This window comes from Flavobacterium sp. (genome assembly GCF_965262375.1).
Taxonomy (GTDB): Bacteria; Bacteroidota; Bacteroidia; order Flavobacteriales; family Flavobacteriaceae; genus Flavobacterium.
Map to the genome: position 1 here is coordinate 1,849,230 of NZ_OZ253527.1, position 24,452 is coordinate 1,873,681.

Annotated in this window: 25 protein-coding genes and 1 pseudogene; 7 read left to right on the forward strand and 19 right to left on the reverse strand. The window is 30.5% G+C overall.

Annotated elements, in window-relative coordinates; genetic code table 11:
- Position 1: 1 nt before the first annotated feature.
- The 14 genes from ACQY29_RS08555 to ACQY29_RS08620 form a co-directional block, all read right to left on the reverse strand.
- Positions 2-817, reverse strand: a complete 816-nt coding sequence (locus ACQY29_RS08555; RefSeq protein WP_428224795.1) for a hypothetical protein — start codon at positions 815-817, stop codon at positions 2-4.
- A complete protein-coding gene (locus ACQY29_RS08560; protein WP_428224796.1) occupies positions 810-1,463 on the reverse strand; it encodes a hypothetical protein in 654 nt (217 codons plus the stop codon). The genes ACQY29_RS08555 and ACQY29_RS08560 overlap by 8 nt, the downstream gene beginning before the upstream one ends.
- Position 1,464: 1 nt before the next feature.
- Positions 1,465-2,658, reverse strand: a complete 1,194-nt coding sequence (locus ACQY29_RS08565; protein ID WP_428224797.1) for a cytochrome P450 — start codon at positions 2,656-2,658, stop codon at positions 1,465-1,467.
- Position 2,659: 1 nt separating this feature from the next.
- A complete protein-coding gene (locus ACQY29_RS08570; RefSeq protein WP_428224798.1) occupies positions 2,660-4,069 on the reverse strand; it encodes a radical SAM protein in 1,410 nt (469 codons plus the stop codon).
- Entirely contained in the window at positions 4,056-5,285 is a 1,230-nt protein-coding gene (locus ACQY29_RS08575; protein ID WP_428224799.1) for a hypothetical protein, read from the reverse strand. Before ACQY29_RS08575 ends, ACQY29_RS08570 begins: the two co-directional genes overlap by 14 nt.
- A 2-nt stretch (positions 5,286-5,287) precedes the next feature.
- Entirely contained in the window at positions 5,288-7,288 is a 2,001-nt protein-coding gene (locus ACQY29_RS08580; protein WP_428224800.1) for a hypothetical protein, read from the reverse strand.
- Between the two features lie 146 nt (positions 7,289-7,434).
- Positions 7,435-7,620, reverse strand: coding sequence for a hypothetical protein (locus tag ACQY29_RS08585; protein ID WP_428224801.1), 186 nt, complete (start codon positions 7,618-7,620; stop codon positions 7,435-7,437).
- A 51-nt stretch (positions 7,621-7,671) separates the two neighbouring features.
- On the reverse strand, positions 7,672-8,541 hold the full coding sequence (locus tag ACQY29_RS08590; RefSeq protein WP_428224802.1) for a GLPGLI family protein: 870 nt from the start codon (positions 8,539-8,541) through the stop codon (positions 7,672-7,674).
- 804 nt (positions 8,542-9,345) lie between these two features.
- Positions 9,346-9,588, reverse strand: a complete 243-nt coding sequence (locus ACQY29_RS08595; RefSeq protein ID WP_428224803.1) for a hypothetical protein — start codon at positions 9,586-9,588, stop codon at positions 9,346-9,348.
- Between the two features lie 426 nt (positions 9,589-10,014).
- Positions 10,015-11,682: a gliding motility-associated ABC transporter substrate-binding protein GldG gene (gene gldG / locus ACQY29_RS08600; RefSeq protein ID WP_428224804.1), complete on the reverse strand. Its 1,668-nt coding sequence runs from the start codon at positions 11,680-11,682 to the stop codon at positions 10,015-10,017.
- Position 11,683: 1 nt separating this feature from the next.
- On the reverse strand, positions 11,684-12,415 hold the full coding sequence (gldF, locus tag ACQY29_RS08605) for a gliding motility-associated ABC transporter permease subunit GldF (RefSeq protein WP_428224805.1): 732 nt from the start codon (positions 12,413-12,415) through the stop codon (positions 11,684-11,686).
- A gap of 378 nt (positions 12,416-12,793) precedes the next feature.
- A complete protein-coding gene (locus ACQY29_RS08610; protein ID WP_428224806.1) occupies positions 12,794-13,090 on the reverse strand; it encodes a putative quinol monooxygenase in 297 nt (98 codons plus the stop codon).
- 18 nt (positions 13,091-13,108) lie between these two features.
- Positions 13,109-13,258, reverse strand: a complete 150-nt coding sequence (locus ACQY29_RS08615) for a hypothetical protein (protein ID WP_428224807.1) — start codon at positions 13,256-13,258, stop codon at positions 13,109-13,111.
- A 27-nt stretch (positions 13,259-13,285) separates the two neighbouring features.
- Complete coding sequence (locus ACQY29_RS08620) at positions 13,286-14,131, reverse strand: SAM hydrolase/SAM-dependent halogenase family protein (RefSeq protein WP_428224808.1); 846 nt, start codon at positions 14,129-14,131, stop codon at positions 13,286-13,288.
- Between the two features lie 94 nt (positions 14,132-14,225).
- Here ACQY29_RS08620 and ACQY29_RS08625 point away from each other — a divergent pair.
- Positions 14,226-15,175 (forward strand): annotated as a pseudogene (locus tag ACQY29_RS08625) (PhoH family protein).
- Positions 15,176-15,402: 227 nt separating this feature from the next.
- Here ACQY29_RS08625 and ACQY29_RS08630 read toward each other — a convergent pair.
- Both ACQY29_RS08630 and hmpA read right to left on the reverse strand, forming a co-directional pair.
- Complete coding sequence (locus ACQY29_RS08630; RefSeq protein ID WP_428224809.1) at positions 15,403-15,834, reverse strand: Rrf2 family transcriptional regulator; 432 nt, start codon at positions 15,832-15,834, stop codon at positions 15,403-15,405.
- A gap of 40 nt (positions 15,835-15,874) precedes the next feature.
- The gene (hmpA, locus tag ACQY29_RS08635; RefSeq protein WP_428224810.1) at positions 15,875-17,068 is read right to left on the reverse strand and encodes an NO-inducible flavohemoprotein; all 1,194 of its coding nucleotides are present in this window, start codon (positions 17,066-17,068) and stop codon (positions 15,875-15,877) included.
- Between the two features lie 145 nt (positions 17,069-17,213).
- Here hmpA and ACQY29_RS08640 point away from each other — a divergent pair, with 145 nt between their 5' ends.
- Positions 17,214-18,161 (forward strand): phosphoribosylaminoimidazolesuccinocarboxamide synthase, encoded by a 948-nt coding sequence (locus ACQY29_RS08640; protein WP_428224811.1) that lies wholly within the window; start codon positions 17,214-17,216, stop codon positions 18,159-18,161.
- A 380-nt stretch (positions 18,162-18,541) separates the two neighbouring features.
- Complete coding sequence (locus tag ACQY29_RS08645; protein ID WP_428224812.1) at positions 18,542-18,913, forward strand: ankyrin repeat domain-containing protein; 372 nt, start codon at positions 18,542-18,544, stop codon at positions 18,911-18,913.
- A gap of 75 nt (positions 18,914-18,988) precedes the next feature.
- Here ACQY29_RS08645 and ACQY29_RS08650 read toward each other — a convergent pair whose 3' ends face one another.
- The 3 genes from ACQY29_RS08650 to ACQY29_RS08660 all read right to left on the reverse strand — a co-directional run bounded on the left by ACQY29_RS08650 (position 18,989) and on the right by ACQY29_RS08660 (position 20,734).
- Positions 18,989-19,531 carry an SRPBCC family protein gene (locus tag ACQY29_RS08650; RefSeq protein ID WP_428224813.1) on the reverse strand — a complete coding sequence of 181 codons (543 nt, stop codon included), beginning with the start codon at positions 19,529-19,531 and terminating at the stop codon, positions 18,989-18,991.
- A gap of 18 nt (positions 19,532-19,549) precedes the next feature.
- Positions 19,550-20,008 (reverse strand): DUF1801 domain-containing protein, encoded by a 459-nt coding sequence (locus ACQY29_RS08655; RefSeq protein WP_428224814.1) that lies wholly within the window; start codon positions 20,006-20,008, stop codon positions 19,550-19,552.
- A gap of 81 nt (positions 20,009-20,089) precedes the next feature.
- The gene (locus tag ACQY29_RS08660; RefSeq protein WP_428224815.1) at positions 20,090-20,734 is read right to left on the reverse strand and encodes a MarR family winged helix-turn-helix transcriptional regulator; all 645 of its coding nucleotides are present in this window, start codon (positions 20,732-20,734) and stop codon (positions 20,090-20,092) included.
- A 147-nt stretch (positions 20,735-20,881) separates the two neighbouring features.
- Between ACQY29_RS08660 and ACQY29_RS08665 the strand changes: the two genes are divergently transcribed.
- Genes ACQY29_RS08665 through ACQY29_RS08680 form a run of 4 tightly spaced genes read left to right on the forward strand, consistent with a single transcriptional unit; the run spans position 20,882 to position 24,451 of the window.
- On the forward strand, positions 20,882-22,336 hold the full coding sequence (locus tag ACQY29_RS08665; RefSeq protein WP_428224816.1) for a phytoene desaturase family protein: 1,455 nt from the start codon (positions 20,882-20,884) through the stop codon (positions 22,334-22,336).
- A gap of 18 nt (positions 22,337-22,354) precedes the next feature.
- Positions 22,355-23,203, forward strand: coding sequence for a phytoene/squalene synthase family protein (locus tag ACQY29_RS08670; RefSeq protein ID WP_428224817.1), 849 nt, complete (start codon positions 22,355-22,357; stop codon positions 23,201-23,203).
- Positions 23,204-23,253: 50 nt separating this feature from the next.
- Positions 23,254-23,727, forward strand: coding sequence for a sterol desaturase family protein (locus ACQY29_RS08675; protein WP_428224818.1), 474 nt, complete (start codon positions 23,254-23,256; stop codon positions 23,725-23,727).
- Between the two features lie 4 nt (positions 23,728-23,731).
- Entirely contained in the window at positions 23,732-24,451 is a 720-nt protein-coding gene (locus ACQY29_RS08680) for a lycopene cyclase domain-containing protein (protein ID WP_428224819.1), read from the forward strand.
- Position 24,452: the final 1 nt, after the last annotated feature.

Sequence of the window (24,452 nt, forward strand, 5' to 3'; positions counted from 1 at the left end):
TTTAATTAATTTTTTCTGTAAGTATTTGAAAAGGTATAGAATTAAAATAGCTGTAGAATTCAACTTCAAAAGAATTCAAGTTTTTTTTGTCTTCGGATAGATAAATTTCATAAAATGTATATAAGGCTTTATAGGAACTTACATGTTTTTTGATGTTTTGAAATTCTTTATCAAATTTCTTCTTAGCAATTTGGAAATCTGTATTTAAAAACAAGTAGTTAAAGATGAAATCGTTGATGAAAAACAATCGGAATTCATAAAAATGAGCATCGCTAATTACTTCATAACAATTATTTAGCGCCTTTAATTCGGTTGAACCAGTAATTAAAAATATAATAATCTCATATAATATATGATTTGCTTCATCAATATTTCCTGTTGTAATTAATACTTTCAGATAGTTTTTATAATGCGAAATACTATCAAAAATGAGAATAGGAAATTCATTTTTGATGCTTTTGTTTATTTCCAAAGTGAGTTTTATCTGCTCTAATGCTTCTTGATATTCATTTATTTTATAATGATAATATGATTTTGAGCGACCATATGAATTGCTTATTAATTTGCGAAGTAATTCTTTGTTAGCAGGTACTTTTGTTTGATAATATTCACCTACCGAGAAGTAATATTCTGCTAGCTTAATATTCTCTCTTGATGATTCTACTCCATCAGTGTAATATTTTGAAATCATATACAAAGTTTGTCTATCCTCAACACTAAGATGATTTTTTAAGGAATTCATATAATATACCACATAACCACTTTTTTCAATGAGGTTGTTTTTATGCCATTGGATTCTGTTTTTTTGATTAATCATTTCTAGTATTGATTTTGTATTTTAGCAATAATTTTAATTTCAAGTTATCTATAAATTTTTCTAAAACAGTTTCATTTAATTGATTTTGTTTTAAATAATTTATAGGTAGTAAATAGGTATTAGTGTTATTATTATTGTTAATAATATTTATATAAGATTCATTTTTTAAAGATGAATAAGGTCGATCTAAAGGTATTATTGATATGTTTTTTTCAGTATCTATAAAAAGAAGAGACATTTGATCGTTGTTTTCTAGAAAATCCTGCATTTGCCCCTGTTGGATAAGTTGTTTCAATTTGATCTTTTCTTGATCTAAGGAAGTGTTCAAATCTAGATTTTGATTATAGGGTTCTGCATTTTCATTTTCCAAAAATTCGTTAGTACTGTGTAAAATGCTATTAAAATTGTATAGAAAAAGGGCTTCATTTTCTTCTTTCGGGATGATAATTTCATAGTGCATCAACATTGAGAAAATGTTATCTGGGAGAGCCTTAAACTGCTCTTTCAATAAAAACTGCTCAAGACCACTATGAATTTTAATGCCCATTTTTTTTCGGCAAGAGTAAATGATTTTAAATTCGTGTAAATCCTTTTTTTCTTGAAAAGTATCGCTTAAAATTATATATTTTGATAATTTGAATTCCATGTTATTTGTGCGCAGTTACGGTTATTTTTTTTGGTCCTCTTTGAATATATTGTTCTTTTTTCCAAGATGTGTTAGAAATTTTTAGTTGATCTATAGCAAGCTGATCGATTAAAACTTCAAAAGCTGTAGCCGATTGTAGTTGTGCTAATCGAGCCCCAATACACCTGTATGCGCCATGTCCATAACTTAAATGTTGCGGTGTTCGATTGAGTACAATTTCATCTGGGTTTTCAAATTTTTCAGGATCTCGATTCGCTGATCCTATGCAAACTAATATCTGACTACCAGCAACAATTTTAATATTATTTAACTGAATATCATTTTTAGCGAATAGTAGTGAAAATTGTACAGGACTATCATAACGTAACAATTCGTCAATTGTATTTGGTATTAATTCTGGTTGAGTTTTTAATTGCTGGTAAATGGATTGATTTTCATATAGCGCTATAAAGCCATTACCTAAAAAATTCATCATATTATCGTGTCCAGCATAAAAAAGAAAAATTAGTAAGCATAATGCAAAATCATTCGATTCACCTACAGCTTTACAAGATTCTATTAGCGCACTTGCTAGATCATCTTCTAAAGCGGTGGCTTTTTTAGCTATAAAATTTTTTAAAAAAAGTATAAATTCTTTTTCAACAGCATCTTCGGGATTTAAATTGTTAATTAGTGTTAAATAGCCAAATTTAAGCTTGCTTACAATTGCAGTTAATTCAGCTATATCTGATTCAGGTATACCTATAATGCGACTTATGGTTTCAAATGTGTATGGATTAGCAAAATCGTTTACAAAATCAAATTTTTCTTTTTTTAAGCATTCTTGGATGTATTTTTGAGCCGTGAGTATCATGGCTTCTTTTTCAAATTTCAAATTTCGAGCGGCTAAACCATGAAGTACTTTTTTTCTATGTGGGCTATCAATTTCAGGAGCATAAGCATACATGGTTTTGGACATCGTACTTTGTTTACCAAAAAGCGCATATTGAGTTTGAGTATCTTGTCCCCAATGAGAAACTGATGGGTTTTGCATGATGGATACAGCATCTTCATATTTCATAACCAACCATCTCATGGGAGATAATCGCTGAATAGGCAATTTATCTCTCATTTTTTTATAATCCTTGTAAGGGTTATTGTTATTATAAAAGCTAGGGATTCCTCCTAAAAAAGTTTTAATTAAGTCTTTTTCCATATTAATTATAGATCATGTTTTCTATTTTAATGTTCTTTTCAAAGCGCTCTAAATGGGATAAAAGTTCTGATTTTGTTTTGCTATGAATCTTTATTTCCAGTAATTGAATATCATCTTTTATGCTATATCTTACAGTAGGACAAGGTGCATTACCTTCCATCCATGATTTTGGACAAGCACTACCACATATTGGAAAAATTTTGCACGAATTGCATTGATAAGCTTTGTTTTCCCATACCTTATCATACCAATCTGTATAAGTACGTTGATTAGAAACTGTCTCATTAACGTTTCCTAAGGCATATTTTGAATTTTTATATACATCTGTTAATGAAACTTCGGTGCAATTATATACATTACCATAAGTGTCATACATTTCAGAGTTTTGACTGGTAAGCATACAAGTATTATATTTTCGTTTAGCCATTTGGTTTACGTTATAACCGAGTCTAATTTTAAGCATTTCCCATTTTAGTTTATAATAAGCTAATTCTTCTTTGCTTAGTGATTGCTTGTGTGCCTCATTTTTTGCCCATGAATAAATGGACGCAAAGTAAAAATGCTCAATTTTTTGATGTAAATTATCTGCTGCAAGTTGCAAGATTAGTGGTTCGACCCCCTCAAAATTTTTAGAATCAATATTGCATCTAATGGTTATTTTTTGCTCAGTTTTGTTAAAAAAAACTGAATTTAAAATGGTCTTCAAATTATTGTAGATAATATCAAATGATCCTTCATGGTCCTTTTTTAAATATCTGTGTTGGTCATGATATTCTGCTAGTCCATCTAAAGTTATTTCAAATTGACTTATCTTGAATTCTTCAACCATTTCTTTGTAAATATCTAGTTTTAAACTCATTCCGTTTGTTACTAAAATGGAGTTTTTAAGTTCAACACCTAATTCCTCACAATAGCTTTTAATAAGATTATTTAATTTTCGCATGGTGTTAATTCCTGTTAAGGGTTCACCACCAAACCAGCCCATTGTTAAGGTTTTATAACGATCATTTGCTTTAAGTTTTTCATAAATTCTTTTTGCGATATTAGCAATGGTTTGATCTGTTAAAACATCTTTTTTATGACTTTGTCCGCAATAATAACAACCTAACTGGCACCATGCACTGGGTTGGATAACTTCAAATAAAGTACTTTCGTTTATTTCATGTCTTTTATTTTCAGAAATTAATTCTAGCAATTCATCTTTAGTGTCCGGTACTATTATATTATCTTGAATTAACTTATCAAAAGTGTCTTTAGGGATTTGATCAAATAGCTCTTTTTTTAATAAATCAGCAAAATAATTCGAAATACGTAATAATTTGTTTGAAATCGTTGAATATATCAAAGTTTGATTTGTATCGATAAAGCTTTGATTGAAAAATAAGTAATGTGATAGTTTATATTTTCCCATAATGTTTTTTGTAATAGTCTTTTAAGTTTTTGTAAAATGAAATCAGTATAACTGTGTAAAATGCTGCAAATGGAAACAAACTAACTATGTTTTTTTTATACCAATTAAAATCTTTTGGCGTATTTGTTAGAATTTCTGTTGTGAATGCAAATATGTTTTTAGGAAAATTTAATAACGAATTATGCTGTTTTACCACCATGTAAAAGAAAATATAGGCGACAAAAAGTATAGATATATTTCCATAAAAGATAAGTATAATTTCTTTTTTAGAAGGAGAAAAATTTTTGTTTATACCCACAATCCAGCCGTAAAACTTTCCTGTTATTTTTGCTGAACGTTCTTTAAGATTGGTTAAATTCATTAAATCACTTAATGCCCAATAACCATCATACCTTAAAAAAGGATTCAAGTTGAAAAGTATACCAAATAATATAAGGCTAATCAAACTGATTATTCGAATGTCGTGATTAAAAAAGTAAGTCAAACTAAAAATAGCTGTAATTATCAATTGCATATATATGCCAGCTAAATCCACAATAAGGCGTTCTTTTCGATGCAAGCGCCACGCATCTGTAACATCTGAAAAAAATACAGGAGATAGTATGTATAATCCTAAACCTATACTTCCACCTTCGCCCCCAAATTTTTGACAGGCTGCAGAATGCCCAAACTCATGTAATACTAAGGTAAGTATGTTAATTATTATAAAATTTACAAACAAATCACCATTTACTGCATGATATACTTTTGTGAAATTCACAAAAAAGAAAGGCAATATTGTAATAATTGCACAGGTTAATAATATGGGATAAAAAATGTTTTTTTTAAAAGCAGGTGTGAATATACTTGCAATTTTTTTGACTAGTGTTTTATTAAAAAGCGTTATTTTAAGCCAAATATATTTGTCTTTAGTTTCAATTCTATTAATTGTATCGCCTTCAAATATACCAAAGCCAAATAATTTTTCTTGAAATATTTTTAAAATAGTTTGATTTGATAATTCATATTTTGAATTGAGATTGTATATGGTCTTTATTTCTTCAATAGTATTTTTACCATTTACTAATTTCAAAAGATCAACCACTTCATTAGTTAAATATAACTTTGATTTTTTCTCGTCATCAATACATATAAGATGATTTTTTTCATCAAATTTTTTCCATGAACAATTTCTGTTTATTTTTAAAACATTTGAGAGTTCAATACTGTTTTCCATGACTAATTATTTAATTGAGAAAATCGTCTAAGAGCTCTTAATGCAACACTAGTGGTAAACAAACCATACTGTTCGCCAGTAACACAATTACCAGCCCCAAAGCTGTTTTTTATAAACTTATGAGAGGTTTTCCATTTAGTAACATTTGGATTAGGTATTACTTGATAATTAGTGTTTTCAAAAGCGCCATTTGCCAGTTGGTTTTCTAGTAACCATTGACAGGATTTATGAGCTTCTTTGTTAAATTTTTGGTAATATTTTTTATCTGCACATAGAGTGTCTAATACTAAAGCGGTATAAAAGGCACTTTCTATTTTATTTATAGGGCATATAAAGCTTCCGTTTTTAGTTTGTAACTTTAATAAAGCTTCGAGTTTAGTATTAATTAATGTGGTGTCTTGTGTTTTTTCATTAATTAAGGATTGAATAATAAAGCTGGTAGCATATACCGGCGATGTCCACCAATATGAATCCCAAACTCCTGCTTGATTTGTGTTTGAAAGTAAGTATTCTTTTAAATTTTTTATATCAATATGTGTTTCTATTTTTTTTGTAACCACAAAATAATAAGCTAAAGCACTCACGCATATATGTGACTGTACCCACCCTTTAACTTTGTTTTCTTTAAGGTTCAATTTTTCTAATAAAGCGCTATCATTTTTTGAATAGGTGCTAAAACCTCCATCGCTGTTTTGTCCACTTAGCCAATTTGTAATGTGCTTAGTGTCTACTGGAGTTGAAATTACGTTCATTAATGCACAGGTTGTCGAATCAAAATCATAGGACCAATCTGTATTGTAACCCCATAAATAGTTAGTTTGTGTAGTTTTTAAAAATTCTACTGATTTTTGTTTTTCAAGATCATGATCCTCTAAAAAAGAGCTAATGAAACCAGTTGCCCATGTATTGCTTAGGCCTTGTTTGTTTGAATTTTCGTACCAACTGCCGTTTTGAAATTGTAAGGCTACTATATATTTTTTTGAGTTTGTTATAGCATTATCTAAAGTGTTATTTTTTCTTTTATTTGTGTTTATGGTTTTATGTTTTATAAGTACATCAACACGATAGCTTTGGGTTTGTACTTTATAAAAAACAACAGAATTTAATACAGATGTTAAAAGTTTTTTATATTTATCTAAAACACCTTCATATTTATTACAAATTGAAATTGCTTTGTTCAAATAGTCAATGGAGTGTGTTAGTAAGTTCTCTAATACTCCTGATGAAATTAAAAGTTTTTCGAGTTCCTCATTATTATAGGTATCAATAGATGCATTTCTAGATGTTAACCATTTATTTAAAAAAATGTGTCCTAAATTGTTTTTTTTAAAAATTAAATCTTTTTTAAAATCTTCAATATCATCTAATATACATCTCGCTATAGAAAAAAGATTATTTATTTCAACTAAATCATTGTATTTGTTTTTGTCCTCATTTTTAAAATAAAAATTAAAAACATCTACTGCAACATTTGTAAAACTACACTTACCTATACACAATTGCTCATATTCCTCAATAGTAAGATTGATATTGTAAAAGCTGTCCATTTGTATGCTCTTTAAAAAATCTTGATTTCTTTGATTCCAAGCATTCCAAAAATTAGCATTCTTTCCAAAATAATATCCTAAAATTTTTAAAGCTTGTTCGTGATATATATGTGATTGTAAAATTTGAATTTTGTATAAATTTTTTTTTATTTCTTCATTATCTATTAATACGTCTTGATCAGTTAGTGAATCAAGGCAAAGTAAATATTTGAAATAAAAATATCCAGAATTACAGATGTCATTAACAAATTTTTTGCTCTTTACTTTATAACTGTCTTTGAAAAATTTTGGAATGATAAAATAAAATTTATGATCTAAAAAGTTCTCTGGAAAGACTAATGATTTTAAACTCGTAGGTATGGATATAGTATCTATAAGTTCATACATGTGATTTATAGAAGTGTTTAAGTCATTTTCATTAAGATCTATTTGAAGCTTACTCGTTAAATTTAGCATAATTCAAGTGTTTAGAATTTGTTTATGAGGAATTGAATTTGATTAAGTTTTTCTGATAAAAAAAAGGTAGACTTCTTTTTTTGTTTTTTTTTAAAAAAAAAGGCTTCTTAAAAATAGAAGCCTTAATTTTGTTAAGATTAAGCTAATTAAGCTAACCAACAAATTTTGTTGCTTGCCTCTGCTGCATCAAGTTCTGAAGTTGCAATAGTAGCCATTTCTAGTCTGTTTTCTAATTCCTCAACATGGAAAAGGTTTAACATTTCTTGTTCTGAAACGATTTCGATGTTAACCTCGTTTTGAACTTTCTCGTTTAGTTCTTGATTCTTGTTCATAAAATAAAAATTAAAGTTAAAAATGTATTAAGTAATAAATATTTATTCAAATTAATTAAGTTCAATAGGGTTCGTGTTTGAATTCAAAATCTCTTTTAATATTTTGTTTTGATTATCAATCATTTGTCCGTAAGTAACTTGACTACCAGGCATTTTTTGCGCCATCATTTCTGGCTTTAGTTGTCCTCGCATAGCTGCTAATGGGTCTTTTTTATATTCGGTATATACTTTTTCGAATTTAGGTCTTGCTGTATAATTAACCGTAAAATTACCATTGTAATATAAATTGTCAGAAAAAGAGTTTTCGTTATAATTGTATATTTTTTTATTTGCTTTTAAAACCCATTGGTAATCTAACTCTAGGTCACTTAGTTTTACAATTAAACCTGGTAGACCCTTAAATTTATAGGGACCATCCTGAAAAGGTAAATCCAGTGTAAACCATGCCTCCCATTGTCTTCCTGCATAAGTAACTGTAGCTTTTTGACAATTATAGCCTTCAATTACTGCTTTTTCTTCAATTATTTTCCAGTCAAAATTGTTTTTTTCTTTATAGCCATATAAGCTTTTTTCTATTCCATCAATATATGAGGTTTCAAAAGTTGGATAATTTTTTGCAATCTTATAACTAAACTTTGGCATTTTTATTAATTTTTCCATTTGCACAAAAACACCTGTTTTTTTCATCTTTTCAACTTCAATTTCTAAAATTGAATCTTGTGCTATAACCGTGTAATCTCTATAAATCGATTTGTCTTTTGAAACATCTAAAATAGTAATGATTTTTTCACCTTCAGTTGCACTTTTTGTAGTTTTAAAAGTATGCTCATAAAAAAAGCGTTGAGCTGTTTGGTTATTTTGACTTCGCATCATGAAAGTTGTGAATACACACAACAGTACAAAATATAATTTGCATTTCATTTGTAGTAATGTTTTGAATTAGCTTGATTTATTAGGTAGTATTTACCTGACTTGATGTTTGTTCAGTTTGTTTTTTGTTCAGTTTGTTTTTTGTTCAGTTTGTTTTTTGTTCAGTTTGTTTTTTGTTCAGTTTGTTTTTTGTTCAGTTTGTCTTTTGTTTAGTTTGTCTTTTGTTTAGTTTGACTTTTGTTCAGTTTGTTTTTTGTTTAGTTTGACTTTTGTTCAGTTTGTTTTTTGTTTAGTTTGACTTTTGTTTAGTTTGACTTTTGTTTAGTTTGACTTTTGTTTAGTTTGTTTTTTGTTCAGTTTGTTTTTTGTTCAGTTTGTTTTTTGTTCAGTTTGTTTTTTGTTCAGTTTGTTTTTTGTTTAGTTTGACTTTTGTTTAGTTTGACTTTTGTTTAGTTTGTCTTTTGTTCAGTTTGTTTTTTGTTTAGTTTGTCTTTTGTTTAGTTTGTCTTTTGTTTAGTTTGTCTTTTGTTTAGTTTGTTTTTTGTTCAGTTTGTTTTTTGTTCAGTTTGTTTTTTGTTTAGTTTGACTTTTGTTTAGTTTGTCTTTTGTTTAGTTTGTCTTAAGAAATTAACATATATTTTCTTAACTATTTCAAATTTATAAAAAAAAGTATATGAAAAACAAAAAAATGAATAATTTTATTTATTTGTATTGATTCTTAATAACTGAGTTCTTCTCTCTATAAATGCGTTAAATTTGTTTTCTTTTATAACTCGATATGAAAACCATCATTTTATTGATTAATATGTCACTTTTTTAAATCTGTGTTTTAATTTAGAATGATATGTCTATAGTCTAATGGAAGTTTAAACTGTTTATCATGCGTCTTAATAGCATGATATTATCATTTGTTACTTCAGTTTTTTTATTAAGTGATACAATCACAATTTTGTTTTCTTTTGTGATAGCCCACCATTTCCAAAAATTATCATTTTCTTTGAAGGTAAATTCAATAAGATTCTCAAATTCCGTTTTATAAGAGCCGTAATCTTTTTCTTCTATTTTTAATTTGAAATATTCGAAAAAATAGTTTCTCATGATTTCAATAGTTTTATTTTCTGATAATTTTTTCTCCAATTCATAACTGCTAATAGTAATGTTAAAGTTTTCCTTTTCGTTATTATTGAGTTTATCGTTGATAATGTTTACAATACCATCTTCATTTTCTTCAATTATGAAATTTTCAGGATAATAAATACTATATGAGTTGTTTTTTTGGTGAAAATAATTTTACAGTTACTTTAGGAGTGTTTTGAGATTATGCAAAGTTTAAAAATAGCATGCAAATTAGAATAATTAATGTATTTATGTTTTTCTTCATAAAGCTAAGTATTAAAGCCTTTTTTATATAACAGTATAGTTAGTATAACTATTGATAATAAACGAAATGCTAAAAAAAAAAAACACAGATTTTAAAATTTTAAAATCTGTGTTTTTTTTTTAAACTATTGAAGTTGTACTAAACTATCTCGCAAACTTTCTTTTTCGCAGATACGTAATCACGACGCCAAAGATAGTTAAAAGAACCAAGGGTAAGCCTACGGTTAAGAATTGTGTATAGGTATAGTCTTCATATACTTTTTGTTTGTCTAACAAAGGCAAATCGACTTCTTTGCTTCTAATATTGATAAGCCCGTTATCATCTAATAAATAATTCACACAATTCATCATAAATTCTTTATTAGCGTACAAGCGGTTGGTCCATCGGTCAAAACCAAGTTCCATCGGCTGTCCTTTTTCATCCAATTGATTTTTGATGACATCCCCATCCGAAACTACTATCATCTTTGACGTTTTGTTAGTCGCTTTAAACGTGTTGGTTTTTATAGCTAACACACGATTTTCAAAAACAGAATGGAATTGTCCTTCCAGTAAAACTGCCACAGGGAAATTGCCTGGTTGAAATTCTTTTTCGTCTGGTTTTTCATTAACCATATCCAAACTAACTTCTACAGGCGTGCCCACAGTTCGAGAATAAGGGGATGATTGCAATAAAACGGTTTTCTTTATCCCATTTTTTAGGGTGTCAATCGGATTAACAAAATCCATTTTGATACCATCAATATTGTTTACAATAGGATGTTTGCTCTCGGTGTTAATCCAAGGCGAATACATCCATGGGAAATTTTGATAATTAGTTTCGCTACCGCGTTTGCCTGTGGCTAGGGCAATTTCGGTGCATTGTAAGTCTTTAATTAAAACAGGATTGATACGGAAACCATATTTGAAAAACATATCGTTTAGTCCTAAATCATTAGCAAAAGCCAAGGTGTTTCCTGTCTGATTCAAATCTTCCATAGAAACTTTAACCCCATCAATTAACCAAAGTGTTTTCCCTCCATGAATAATAAATTGGTCTAAAACTTGTTTTTCGGCATCGGTAAAGGCTGAGGTAGGTTTAGCAATGATAGCTAAATCAAAAGTTTTAAGCGCTTTTTGAATCAATTCGGGATTTGTTTTTACCGAGTCAATTGGGAAAGGTGCAATAAAATAATTGTCTTTTACCGTTTGAAGAAAATCAGCTTTAAACACATCAGGCAATTCATTTTTACCTTTTATAACTGCAATTTTTTTCTTCTTAGGCGTTGTAATTTTATGAAACGCATTGGTAAAAGCATATTCTAAATGCTGAACGGAGTTAATCACTTTTTCTTCTGTGCTGGCTTTCATACGATTTTTAAGCAACGGAATTTTGGCGCTTTTGTCCTTATAGGTAGCAATAGCCCAAGGGTATACCACTTCTTGCGATTGTTTTCCTTTGTCATCCACCGAAATTTGAATGGGAGTTAAGCCACGTTCGTAAAATTGTTGCATAACCGCATCTGCCTCTTCAGGATTTTCTAACGGGTTCACAAACTGAAAAATAATATTGGAGTTATAGGCCTTTAATTCCTCTAAAATCTGACGTGTTTCGGTTTGTAATCGTTTGAATTCTGCTGGAAAATTTCCTTCTAAAAAAACATCGATGTACAAAGGTTCTTTGGCATTTTTTAAAATTTCCAAAGAAGTGTCCGAGAGGGTGTATCGTTTATCTTGTGTTAAGTCAAATCGTTTGAAAACAAAGTTACTGGCTATGTTGATAAGGAGTAATCCAATGATAAGACCCAAGATTTTTTTTGCATTTGCTTTCATCTTATTTCTTATAATTTTTAAGGTTAAGAACTGTCAATGCAATAAAAAAGCAAATTACACTGATAAAATAAATCAAATCACGGGTATCAATTACCCCACGGCTAATGCTCTTGTAATGTGCATCCATGCCCAAAGACGCTATTGTAGTACCGAAATTGCCCCAAAACGGGAATGTTGAAATGCCTTGAAATCCAAAATAGAACACAAAGCATAGTAAAACCGATAGGAGGAAAGCTACAATTTGATTGTCTGACAGCGATGAGGTGTAAATGCCTATAGCCGTATAAGCACCCATAAGAAATAACAGTCCAAAATACGAACCAATGGTGCTTCCAAAATCTAAATTGCCCTCAGGTAATCCTAAATCATATAGCACTTTTACATATACTAAAGTAGGAAGGATGGCTATTAATAAAAGCAGGAAAGCACCTAAAAACTTACCATTTACAATTTCCAAAATACTCAAAGGTTTGGTTAATAGTAATTCCATAGTGCCCTGTTTTTTTTCATCCGAAAAACTACGCATTGTCACTGCTGGGATAAGAAAAAGTAAAATCCAAGGGGCTATGGTGAAAAACGGAGTCAAATCGGAAAAACCAGAATTTAAAATGTTATAATCTCCTTCAAATACCCATAAAAACAGACCTGTTAGAAGTAAAAAGATGGCGATAACCAAATAGCCTATAGGCGAACCAAAAAAGGAACGGAATTCTTTAAGTAATAACGCTTTCATTATGTTTTTAAACTTTGGGTGTAAAAATAGTTTAATAGTTTAATAGTTGAAAGTTTATAAGTTTAAATGTTTATGAGTTTAAAAGTTTAAAGGTTTAAAAGTTTAAAAGTTTAGATGTTTAGAAGAGACAAAGAGACAAAGAGACAAAGAGACAAAATTTTAAAAGTATTGATACTTTCTTATTTTTTGCAGTTTCTAAATTCTAAATTCTGATTTCTAAATTCAACTTCCATCATCCAACACCCATCACCCAATTTTTTCAAAATTAAAATAGACGCTTCGTGCCTCAGCGTGACAAACGTTGTGGTTAAGTGATACTAATTACTTTTCACTAATTACTTTTTACTCTTTCTGAATTCTAAATTCTAAATTCAAAAATTAAATCAACGAAGCCAGTTTATCCACGCTCCATGCTTCAGGTTTATCGTTGAATAATTTTTTGGTAAAGGTCCAAACTTCGTCAAACAAAGCCGAATTACGGTAATCCTCTAAATCTTGTTCGGTTTCCCAGTAACTGTAAGTGAAAAAGATACACGGATTGTTTTTATCTTGGTATAATTCCAACAAACGGTTGCCTTTTGAAGCACGGATTTTTTCTTTGATTTCTTCAAAATTAGCTAAGAAGGCAGGTATGTTTTCTTGGTGGAAACTTAATTTTACTATGCGTACGAACATGATTTTTTTATTCAAATATTAGGGTCTACTTTTTTTAAAGTCTGATTTACTAGTCAATTTTAACCATTGTGCTTGCGCTCTAGCTTCTTCCAAGGTGACTGGAGCTTGTTTCGACAAATTTTCAAGTGCAAGTCGGGTGCGTTGTTCAAAAGAAATTTTATAGTTCATCTTTTTTTTCAAAGCTAAAGAAAAAAACTATTTGAAAACCACCGAAATTACATCTCTGAATTTCAAACCAAATAAGGTTTTAGCTGTACCCGTCGTGTTAGGATTGCTCTTGTAAATAGCAATTTCTAAATAACCTGCTTCGTTGAATAAGGCTAGTTTTTCACCTTCGTAATCTTTTAGAGTATAACCATCACGCACGGTAAAATCAGCATAAGAACGACTGATTTTGGTAATGGTTTTGCTTCGCTGGGTGTTGAATCTGAAATCGTTAAGTTGAATCTCAAAATTTCTGCCGTTAGCAACCGCTTCAAACATTTCTTTGGTGATATTCGTAATGCAGTTCCCAAAATGGTCAAAGTAAATCACATTACCGCGAATTTTATCCGCTTCAATCACGGCTTGCAATTGGTTTTGTGGTTTGAGTTCGGTTATAGGTTTTCCTATAACGTCCAGTTGTCCGCCTTTTGCGATATGACAAGCCACCGCTAGTAAAACATCTAAGTCTGTTGCTGATTTGGGGAGTTTATCCGCTACATCAATTTCAATAATGGTTTGTGGTTTTTGATTCTGACAAACCAAACTCATAATCCCATTATCAGCACATACAAAATAGTGATTATTCCAAAAAACGACTAGATGTTTCGTGTTTGCTGTTCGTTCGCTATCCACTCCTATAAGATGAACTGTACCACTAGGAAAGTTGTAGTAGCCTGCACGAACCACATAACTGGCTTCGGAAATATTAAACAGGTCAATTTCGTGTGAGATATCAATAATTTGAGCATTAGGAAGTTGCGTGAGTATCTTCCCTTTAAGCGCACCTACAAAGTGGTCTTTGAGTCCAAAATCGGTAGTAAGTGTAATTATTGACATTCGATTGTTTATAACTATTGCTGTATTATTCCGACAAAATTAGTAGATTTGAGAGAAACAAAACGAATTTATTTTTAACTAAATCATATTGCCTTTGAACGAAAGAGTAATCGAATTAGAAAATATTGCTCCAAAAGATTTTTGGGGCGCTCAGGATAAGCATTTTGAGACGATTAAAAAATATTATCCTAAATTAAAAATTGTTGCCAGAGGGACTACTTTAAAAGCTTTTGGTGAAGAAGAAGTCTTGGACGAGTTTGAAGTCCGCTTCCGAAGGTTGATGTTGCATTTTACCCGTTTTAATAGTATTGATGACAATGTGATTATGCGTATTGTGGAAGGCGATTCGCAACAAACGGGGCAAATGGCTGACCAAGATAAAATTTTGGTACATGGTATAGGAGGAAAGCTAATTAAGGCCATGACACCTAATCAACAGTTGCTAGTGGATACTTTGCAGAAGAATGATATGGTTTTTGCTGTTGGTCCCGCGGGAACAGGTAAGACCTATACTGGAGTTGCCTTGGCAGTAAAAGCATTAAAAGAAAAGCAAGTCAAACGCATTATATTGACTCGCCCAGCGGTAGAAGCAGGGGAGAACCTAGGTTTTTTGCCTGGTGATATGAAGGAAAAATTAGACCCGTATATGCAACCGCTTTATGATGCACTGCGCGATATGATTCCGCCACAAACCTTAGAAGATTATATTTTAAAAGGTATTATTCAAATTGCGCTTTGGCATTTATGCGTGGTCGTACTTTAGACAATGCTTTTGTGATTTTAGATGAAGCGCAAAATACCACTCATAGTCAAATGAAAATGTTCCTGACACGTATGGGTAAAAATGCTAAGTTTATCATTACAGGCGACCCTGGTCAGGTGGATTTGCCACGCCGTACCATTTCGGGACTTAAAGAAGCGCTTTTGGTTTTGAAAAATGTGGATGGAATTGGAATTATTTATCTGGATGATAAAGATATCGTGCGTCACCGTCTAGTTAAGAAAATTATTGATGCGTATAAATCCATTGAAAATCAGGATTGATAAATATTGAACCATATAAGGCATAGGAGTGATTTAAGTTTCTTTTGTGTGCTTATATGGTTTATTCCTTTTTAAAGTATTTAGTGTAAGGAAAAATAAATACCTGATAGATTAAGCTGATACTCGTGGCGATTACCCAAGACCGTAACCAGATATAAAATGAAAAATGTACTGAATTTAGAAATGTCAGGGTGAGGGTTATGGTAGCTGTAATGACTAAAGTGTTACTAAGCGTTTTGATTGATAATTTGGTTCCAGTTTTCAAAGCGTAAATCTTTTAAATAATATTCGTCCAATACAGCTATAAAGGCTTGATAACCTATTTGAAATAAGTGTTTTAATTGGCATTGTTGGGAGGGGAAGATACAAGTTTTTGCTTGGCAATCAATAATAGGACTTTCATCTTGTTCTAATAGATGAATTAATTGTCCAATTGGCGTTTCTTGTGCTTTTTTAGCTATCGAAATGCCTCCATTCTTGCCTCTTTTGGTTTGAATTAATTCGCTATGCGATAAAAACTGAACCACCTTAATTAAATGATTTCTTGATATTTTAAATTTTTCTGCCAATTCATCTAAAGACGTCGATTGGTTTGAGTCTAAATGTTCGAGATAGATGAGCACGCGCATCCCAAAATCGGTAAAGTGGTTCAGTTTCATTGGTAATTAAATTTGTTGTTATGTTTTAAATACAACAAATTTAATTAAGATTTAATAATTGTGGACCAAATTCCTCGTAAAAAATAGCCTCTTGTGCTACCCCTAAATTTTTTAAAGTTTCAAATTGCACTTGTATAAATGGTGTTGGGCCACAAATGTAGTATTGAGCTTCTGGTAAAATAACGTCCTCCTTTAATGTTTTTAAATCTAAGAATCCGTTTCTTTTGAATTCAGTTTCTTGTTCAATTTCATTGAAAAAAGTATATGCGGTTACATTGTCAAAATTAGTACTGTAATGTTCGATTTCATTTTTAAATGCTTGTACCTTTTCATTTCGGCAACTATGTAACCAAACAATTTTATTGTCTTTCACCGCTTGAGTTTCTAGCATACTCATCATGGGCGTTATTCCTACACCTCCACTAATAAGAATTAAAGGCTGATTTGGTCTATCTCCAATGTGGAATAATCCTGCGGGTACTGAAACTTCTATTTCATTACCTTGTTTTTTGTCATGCAAATTATTTGAAACAATACCAGCGGGTAAGTCAGTTGGATTTTCTTTTTTTACAGTAATGCGATAAAAATTTTCATTAAAAGCTGATGATAAACTGTATTGTCTGGGTTGTTCATGCCCTAAAGTATCTACATATGTTTTTACAGTTAAATATTGCCCAGGATGATAAGTTGCTATAGGTTGTTGGTCTTTCGGTGTTAAATAAAAGGATTTAATTTCGGTGCTTTCTTCTACAATGCGACTAATTACAAAGGTTCTCCAGCCATTCCATCCGCCTTTTTTCTCTCGATTTTCTTTATACATTCCTGCTTCAAGATCTATCATAATTTGGGCTAATTGATTATAGGCTATAGTCCAAGCTTCTAAAAGTTCATCGGTCGCGCCATCTTGTAAAACTTCTTTAATGGATGCAATTAGATGACCTCCCACAATGGCATATTGCTCAGCAGTTATGTTAAGACTTACGTGTTTTTGACCAATAGATTTTAGAGCTCCAATTAAAACCCCTGGATTTTCTATGTGTTCCGCATAGGCCAATACAGCGGTTGCCAGAGCAGTTTGTTGCTTGCCACTAGCTTGATTACCCATATTGAATTGGTTTTTCAATTCTGGGTTGTGGGTAAACATTCTTTGGTAAAAATGTTTTGTTAATGTTACTCCATGTTCTTTTAAGATAGGTACGGTTGCTTTAATAAGCGAAAGTTGTTGTGTATTCATTATTTTAAGATTTGAATTTTTAAGGATACAAAGTTATTAATAATTGTATTTAAAATACAACAATTAAAATAAAAAAAAATATTCTCTTTTGTTACTGCTTATAAAAGCTTTATTTTTGCCACTTTAAAAACAACAACACAACATAATGAACACAATTACAGCAACTAATTTTAACTTTCCAGGTCAAAAATCAGTTTACCACGGAAAAGTACGTGAGGTGTATAATATAAATGATGAGCTTTTAGTGATGATTGCTACCGATAGATTATCGGCTTTTGACGTCATTATGCCTAAAGGAATTCCTTATAAAGGTCAAATTTTAAATCAAATTGCAACAAAATTCATGCAATTGACTGAGGATATTGTACCTAACTGGTTGGTTGCTACGCCTGACCCTAACGTTGCTGTTGGACATTTGTGCGAACCATTTAAAGTTGAAATGGTGATTCGCGGGTATCTTTCAGGACATGCAGCTCGTGAATATGCGGCTGGAAAAAGAACTTTATGTGGTGTGGCTATGCCTGAAGGAATGAAAGAAAACGACCGTTTTCCGGAACCTATTATTACGCCTACGACTAAAGCGGCAGTAGGAGTGCATGACGAAGATATTTCCAGAGAAGCTATTTTAGCTCAAGGGATTGTTTCTGAAGAGGATTATTTGGTATTAGAAAAATATACTAGAGCTTTATTTCAAAGAGGAAGTGAAATTGCAGCTTCTCGTGGGTTGATTTTAGTGGATACTAAATATGAATTTGGCAAAACCAAAGACGGTAAAATTGTTTTAATTGACGAAATTCATACGCCAGATTCTTCTCGTTATTTTTATGCAGAGGGTTACCAAGAACGTCAAGATAAAGGAGAGGCGCAAAAACAATTGTCAAAAGAATTTGTACGTCAATGGTTGATTGCTAATGGTTTTCAAGGAAAAGAGGGACAACAAATTCCTGAAATGACAGACGAGTATATTGCAACGGTTTCCGATAGATATATTGAGTTGTTCGAAAATATTTTAGGGGAAGATTTCCAAAAAGCGGATATTACAAATATCAATGCGCGAATTGAAAAAAATGTAGTGGTATTTTTGAGTAAATAAATTTAAAAGTTTAAAAGTTTAAAAGTTTAAAAGTTTAAAAGTTTAATTGTATTAATAACAAGAAGGTTAACCAAAATGCGGGTTAGCCTTTTTTTGTTGTATTTCGGGGAGTAGTAAAATTGTGAAATTCTGTTCTTTTGAAGAGTTAATTGGATTGGTAAATTTTAATCATGAATTATGAGTTTAGGGAGTTTCGATGTTTTTTGTAAAAACTCAGTTTCTCAATGTTGAAATATAAAGTCGTTGGCGCGGACTCTTTTAGAATCTGAAATTCAGTTTATTTATTTTCAAATGTTAAACTTTTGTTAGAAAAGTATTTTTGCTGTAACGATTTTGCGGAATGAGAGTCTTATAAGTACAATCATTAAAAATCAATCATCATGAAAAAAACAATTTTAATGTTAGGATTAGCGCTAGGTGCTGTTTCTACAAATGCATTGGCAAACAATTTGCAACTTTCAAATGAAACAGAAATTACTGTTTTAGATCATTCTCCTTTATGCAAAGCGATTATTAAAGGCGATGTGGAAGCTGTTAAAAAATTTTTAGAATATGGCTCAGATGTAAATGAAGGGGAAAATGGAGTTACTCCCTTAATGTTAGCCGCTCGTTATAATCAAGTGGAAATTATTAAAATGTTATTGAAAAACGGTGCAGACCCTAAGCAAAAAGATGAAAATGGCAATGATGCTAGAAAATATGCAGAATATTCGAAGGCTACAGAAGCTTTAGAATTGCTGATGCGCGCTTAAGCATAAATAGAAAAGAGTTAGTTATATAAAAAAGGCTTTCGTTAAAATGCGATAGCCTTTTTTTGTTGGATTAAATTATTTTTTTTCCCTCATAAGTTTTAAATTATCTAAACCAGTTTGTAAATCTTTACCAATCATTTCTTCTACGCCCATAAAAGGTTTTAAGATATTCATTGGGTAAGGGAAAGCTCCGTTAAAGCCCCATTTAACTTTTGTATAATTATGAGACAGACTTTCTACACTCATATAAGCATTTTCGGTGGATTCCATCGGTCTTAAAAATCGCAATTCAAATTCAATTCGTTCTCCATCAACTATTTTTTTAATCTCTTGTTCGCCAGCACCTACATTCTCCATTTGGCTGTCCCAACCATTAATCGCACCAATTTCACCATCGGTACCCTTGAAATACTGTTTCATTTTTGGGTCCATTTTTGCCCAAACACTAAACTTATCTTGATTTTTTAAATAGCGAATGAATTGGAACACACTATCTTTAGGTTGATTGATTGTTACTTCTTTTTCAACGGCATATTCTTTTGGCATGAATAGACCAGCTATAACTGCTATTGCAAGGAAGACTAATACCAAAAGCACAATTTTTTTTAAGATTTTCATAAGTTCAATTTTTAAAAGTTATTTTCGTTTGAAATTTTGTTCATAAAGTGTAATCCAATCGGCTGGCGAGATTTTTCGGACCAATTCAGCAAGCAAATCATAAGGGATATCGTCTGGTTTTTTGAAGCGAATGCAACTTTTGCCCATATCAAGTTTCTTTTTAGAATGTTTAGGGAATTCGGAAGTAAACCAATTCAATAGGTTTTGATCCGCATAAATCCCCATGTGATAAAAGGAAATGAAATTTTTTTGAGAGGCAAATCCTATAAAAGGTAGCGGGTCCTTGGGGTTACAATGATAACCGCTAGGGTAGAGGCTATGCGGAACCACATAGCCTATCATACCATAGTTGATGCATTCTTGAAAACCTATGGGGATATTTTCTTTAATCACTGCTCGAAGTTTAGCTACAGCTTCTCTTCGTTCCTCTGGAATTTCATTGAGATACTCCTTTACTGTTTCTACGTTGTATTGCATTTTTTGTCTTGATTTTTATATAAAGTTACTGAAAACTTAAAAATGCTAAAAAGTTTTATTTTAAAATAGAAAGTTTATTGATTAGATGAGCCCATTAATTGTATCAATAGTAGATTCTTTATGGTTATGATACACATTAAAATGAAACTCATTAAGTTTTTTGAGTATAGTCAGCAATTCTTTTTTTTCTTTTTCGTCTAGTTTTGCAGAAAGCACACGAGAAATTTTTGTTACTTCAGCTATTGATTCTTCAAAAATAGTTTTTCCTTTAGGGGTACTATTCAATCGAGTAATGCGTTTATCTTTTTCATCTTGAAATTCTTCCAATAAGCCATTTTTTACTAAGCGTTTAATAATTTCAATACCTGTTTGTTTTTCATGCCCGTTTCTTTCTATTAACTGCATTTTGGTTAATGAATTTTCATCTATAATACGATACAAATAAGTGAATTCTTCATTAGACAATTGTGGGAAGTCTCTCAAGCCTCTTCGTATCATTTGTTTAGAGAAACGACCTAATAAAATTACTTGTTTTGCTATCTCGTTTTCTGTATCAAAAACTATTTTGTTTTCTTTTTTAAATAAAGCAGTTGGGTTTGTGTTTTGATACGATTTTTCATTTAGCCAAAGTCTAAAATCATCAATACTGTCTGTGTTTTTGTTTTGAGTCTCTTGCTCAAACTCTTTCACTTTGAGTAATAATTGTATCAAAAAATCTGTATTCATGATTTAATTATGTTTCTACAATGCTTTTAAAAAATGCAAAAGTACAATTTTCATCTTAAGTGATTCAAATTAGATATATCAAAAATAGTAAAATATTTTTCTTTTTGTGTTTTAAAAAGTATAAATTTGTACTAATAGTTTTTTATTATGAAAAAAGTCATCATTATTGGTTCAGGATTTTCTTCACTAACTGCTGCTTGTTATATGGCGAAAGCAGGATATGCTGTAACCGTATTAGAAAAAAACGAACAATTAGGTGGTAGGGCCTCTATGATGGAAATTGAAGGTTTTAAATTTGATATGGGACCTAGTTGGTACTGGATGCCAGATGTATTTGAGCGCTTTTTTGCCGATTTTGGTAAAAATGTCAACGAATATTATGAATTGGAAAAACTTTCTCCAGCATACCGAGTGTATTTTGGAGAAAATGATTTTATTGATATAGAAGATTCACCCGAAAAAATTATTGCGACTTTTGAACGTATTGAAAAAGGAAGTGGTAAATTATTAGAAAACTTCATAATGGAAGCTCAAGAAAACTACAAAATTGCTATACATGATTTAGTTTACAATCCAGGTAAATCAATTACTGAACTTGTTTCAATAGAAACGGCAAAACGATTACATTTATTTGTTACGACCATTGCCCAACAAATTAGAAGGAAAATTAAAAATCCGAAACTACGAAGTATTCTTGAATTTCCAGTACTTTTTTTAGGAGCAAAACCTAGCAAAACTCCTGCTTTTTACAATTTTATGAATTATGCAGACTTTGGTTTAGGAACTTGGTATCCTAAAGGTGGTTTTAATGCTGTAGCAAAGGGTATGGTAAAATTAGCTAAAGAGTTAGGGGTGACTTTTTATACAAATGAAGAAGTAATTAATATAACAACTCGTGCGAATAAAGTAACTACAGTAACCACTAAAAAAGACACCTATTTAGCAGATATTTTTATATCTGGTGCTGATTATGCGCACACTGAAAAATTATTAAAGGAACATAAAAATTATGCTGAAAGCTACTGGCAAAAGAAAACTTTTGCTCCTAGTTCGTTTTTGTATTATGTAGCATTTAATAGAAAAGTTAAGCATTTATTACACCATAATTTATTTTTTGATACCGATTTTGAACAGCATGCAAAAGAAATTTATGACACTTTTGAATATCCTAAAAAGCCACTGTTTTATGCGAATTTTTCTAGTATTACTGATGAAACACTGGCACCAGAAGGAAAAGAAATTGGCTTTTTTTTAATTCCAGTCGCTGTCGATTTGAATGATAATCCTATAATTCATGAAAAATATTTTGAAATTATTTTAGACCGAATTGAAAAGTGTACGGGTGAGAATTTGAGAGATGCTGTTATCTTCAAAAAATCATTTGGTGTAAATGATTTTAAAGAACGATACCATTCTTGTCGTGGAAATGCATACGGACTAGCTAATACGCTCTTACAAACCTCAATTTTACGTCCGCAAATCGATAATAAAAACTTAAAAAACTTTTACTACACAGGACAACTTACGGTACCTGGACCAGGGGTGCCGCCTGCTTTGATATCTGGTAAGGTAGTAACCGATTATATTTTAAGGAAACAATAAACCTAGAAACTTTGCTTTATGAACAATGTAAAACTTTTCGATGATATCTGTGGGCTTACTTCTAAAATGGTAACCCAAAAATATAGCACTTCTTTTTCTTGGGCTTCAAAATTATTTAAACCAGAAATTAGACAACATATATATAATATCTACGGATTTGTTCGTTTTGCAGATGAAATTGTAGATACTTTTCATCAATATGATAAAGCTAAATTGATGAATATGTTTGAAAATGAATATCGTGCTTCGGTAGAAAATGGAATTTCACTTAATCCTATTATTAATTCCTTTTGTAAAACTCAAAGAGAAAAGAAAATTCCCCAACATTTAGTCGATGCATTTTTACATTCTATGAAAATGGATTTAGGCGAAATTAAAAACCTAAACGATGAAAAATATAATGAATATATTTATGGTAGTGCCGAAGTTGTAGGGCTTATGTGTTTAAAAGTGTTTTTAAATGGAGATGTAGAAGAATACGAACATCTAAAGCCTTATGCTCAAAGCTTGGGGGCAGCTTTCCAAAAGATAAATTTCTTGAGAGATATTAGTGCCGATTTTAATGATTTAGGTAGAATGTATTTTCCACAAGTTAATTTTTCACATTTTACTAAAGCTGATAAATTAATTATTGAAAAAGATATTGCTTATGATTTCGCCAATGCTTTAATAGGAATAAAATTATTACCGATCTCCTCAAGACTTGCAGTTTATATGGCTTACAAGTACTATTTCAACTTATTTAATAAGATTATACAATGTGAGCCTGAAGTTTTAATCACCAAAAGGATACGAGTTTCCAACGCAAGAAAAGCCTATCTTTTTGGGGAAATGATGTTTTTAAAAAACTTAAATTTGATACGATAACATTTTATTTACCATTCATTACTGAATGTACTGATTATTAAAAATCAATTATGGAAATAGTTCACTATATACTTATAACTTTAGGCGTTTTTGTTTGTATGGAAGGAATAACTTGGCTTACTCACAAATACATCATGCATGGACTAGGCTGGTATTTTCACGAAGATCATCATCAACCTGGATACCCTTATGTTTTTGAAAAAAACGATTTCTTTTTTGTAGTATTTGCAACACCTAGTATTTTATTATTCCTTTTTGGAGCAAAAGATGGAATAAATTGGATGTTCTTCATTGGATTAGGTATATTTTTTTATGGCTTAGCCTACTTTTTAATTCACGATGTACTTATTCATAGACGATTTAATTGGTTTGAAAACACTACAAATTGGTATTTACGAGCCTTGCGAAAAGCTCATAAAATGCATCATAAACATTTAGGTAAAGAAGAAGGAGAATGCTTCGGAATGTTATTTGTTCCTATAAAGTATTTTAAAGAAGCAAGAAAGTCAATATTAAAGAATTAATACTTTGGAAAAATATTATTACTTATTACTAAATTTGGCAAGTTTTGCAATTCCATTTCTTTTTAGTTTTGAAAAGAAATGGATCTATTTTATTCGTTTTTGGAAACCTTATTTTACAAGTATTTTACTTGTAGGATTTGTTTTTATTATTTGGGATGTTTATTTTGCTTACCAAAATGTTTGGGGATTTAATAATGCTTATCTACTAGGAATTCGTTTTTGGAAATTACCATTAGAAGAATGGCTTTTCTTCCTTTTAATTCCCTTTTCAAGCAATTTTATACATTATTCATTAACTTATTTTTTTCCGAATTTCAAATTGAGTACAAAGTCAACTCAATTAATAACTTTATTTATGTTATTTTCCAGTTTAAATATTTTTGTATTCAATTTAAATAAAATTTATACAGCTTCAAGTTTTGGGCTTTTTTCAATTTTGATGCTCTTTCAAAGTTTTTTTCAATGGACATATGCACGTCAATTTTACCTAAGTTTTATCATTATATATATTCCATTTTTTCTAGTCAATTCTGCTCTTACAGGTATGTTTACTTCTGAACCTGTTGTTTTTTATGACAATACTGAAAATTTAGGAATTCGAATAGGAACCATGCCTTTAGAAGATAGTTTTTACTGTTTTAGTATGCTTTATGGAAGTGTTCTGTTATTTGAATTTTTAAGGAAAAAATGGAAATACACTACTCAATTATCTTATAATAATTAAG

Coding starts and splice junctions, on each gene's coding strand:
- ACQY29_RS08630 (WP_428224809.1), bottom strand. CDS start 15,834: ATGAAACTGAACCACTTTACCGATTTTGGGATGCGCGTGCTCATCTAT.
- ACQY29_RS08595 (WP_428224803.1), bottom strand. CDS start 9,588: ATGAGAAACTATTTTTTCGAATATTTCAAATTAAAAATAGAAGAAAAA.
- ACQY29_RS08555 (WP_428224795.1), bottom strand. CDS start 817: ATGATTAATCAAAAAAACAGAATCCAATGGCATAAAAACAACCTCATT.
- ACQY29_RS08665 (WP_428224816.1), top strand. CDS start 20,882: ATGAAAAAAGTCATCATTATTGGTTCAGGATTTTCTTCACTAACTGCT.
- ACQY29_RS08655 (WP_428224814.1), bottom strand. CDS start 20,008: ATGCAATACAACGTAGAAACAGTAAAGGAGTATCTCAATGAAATTCCA.
- ACQY29_RS08650 (WP_428224813.1), bottom strand. CDS start 19,531: ATGAAAATCTTAAAAAAAATTGTGCTTTTGGTATTAGTCTTCCTTGCA.
- ACQY29_RS08570 (WP_428224798.1), bottom strand. CDS start 4,069: ATGGGAAAATATAAACTATCACATTACTTATTTTTCAATCAAAGCTTT.
- gldF (WP_428224805.1), bottom strand. CDS start 12,415: ATGAAAGCGTTATTACTTAAAGAATTCCGTTCCTTTTTTGGTTCGCCT.
- ACQY29_RS08610 (WP_428224806.1), bottom strand. CDS start 13,090: ATGTTCGTACGCATAGTAAAATTAAGTTTCCACCAAGAAAACATACCT.
- ACQY29_RS08575 (WP_428224799.1), bottom strand. CDS start 5,285: ATGGAAAACAGTATTGAACTCTCAAATGTTTTAAAAATAAACAGAAAT.
- ACQY29_RS08565 (WP_428224797.1), bottom strand. CDS start 2,658: ATGGAAAAAGACTTAATTAAAACTTTTTTAGGAGGAATCCCTAGCTTT.
- hmpA (WP_428224810.1), bottom strand. CDS start 17,068: ATGAATACACAACAACTTTCGCTTATTAAAGCAACCGTACCTATCTTA.
- gldG (WP_428224804.1), bottom strand. CDS start 11,682: ATGAAAGCAAATGCAAAAAAAATCTTGGGTCTTATCATTGGATTACTC.
- ACQY29_RS08585 (WP_428224801.1), bottom strand. CDS start 7,620: ATGAACAAGAATCAAGAACTAAACGAGAAAGTTCAAAACGAGGTTAAC.
- ACQY29_RS08615 (WP_428224807.1), bottom strand. CDS start 13,258: ATGAACTATAAAATTTCTTTTGAACAACGCACCCGACTTGCACTTGAA.
- ACQY29_RS08640 (WP_428224811.1), top strand. CDS start 17,214: ATGAACACAATTACAGCAACTAATTTTAACTTTCCAGGTCAAAAATCA.
- ACQY29_RS08620 (WP_428224808.1), bottom strand. CDS start 14,131: ATGTCAATAATTACACTTACTACCGATTTTGGACTCAAAGACCACTTT.
- ACQY29_RS08670 (WP_428224817.1), top strand. CDS start 22,355: ATGAACAATGTAAAACTTTTCGATGATATCTGTGGGCTTACTTCTAAA.
- ACQY29_RS08580 (WP_428224800.1), bottom strand. CDS start 7,288: ATGCTAAATTTAACGAGTAAGCTTCAAATAGATCTTAATGAAAATGAC.
- ACQY29_RS08660 (WP_428224815.1), bottom strand. CDS start 20,734: ATGAATACAGATTTTTTGATACAATTATTACTCAAAGTGAAAGAGTTT.
- ACQY29_RS08675 (WP_428224818.1), top strand. CDS start 23,254: ATGGAAATAGTTCACTATATACTTATAACTTTAGGCGTTTTTGTTTGT.
- ACQY29_RS08590 (WP_428224802.1), bottom strand. CDS start 8,541: ATGAAATGCAAATTATATTTTGTACTGTTGTGTGTATTCACAACTTTC.
- ACQY29_RS08645 (WP_428224812.1), top strand. CDS start 18,542: ATGAAAAAAACAATTTTAATGTTAGGATTAGCGCTAGGTGCTGTTTCT.
- ACQY29_RS08560 (WP_428224796.1), bottom strand. CDS start 1,463: ATGGAATTCAAATTATCAAAATATATAATTTTAAGCGATACTTTTCAA.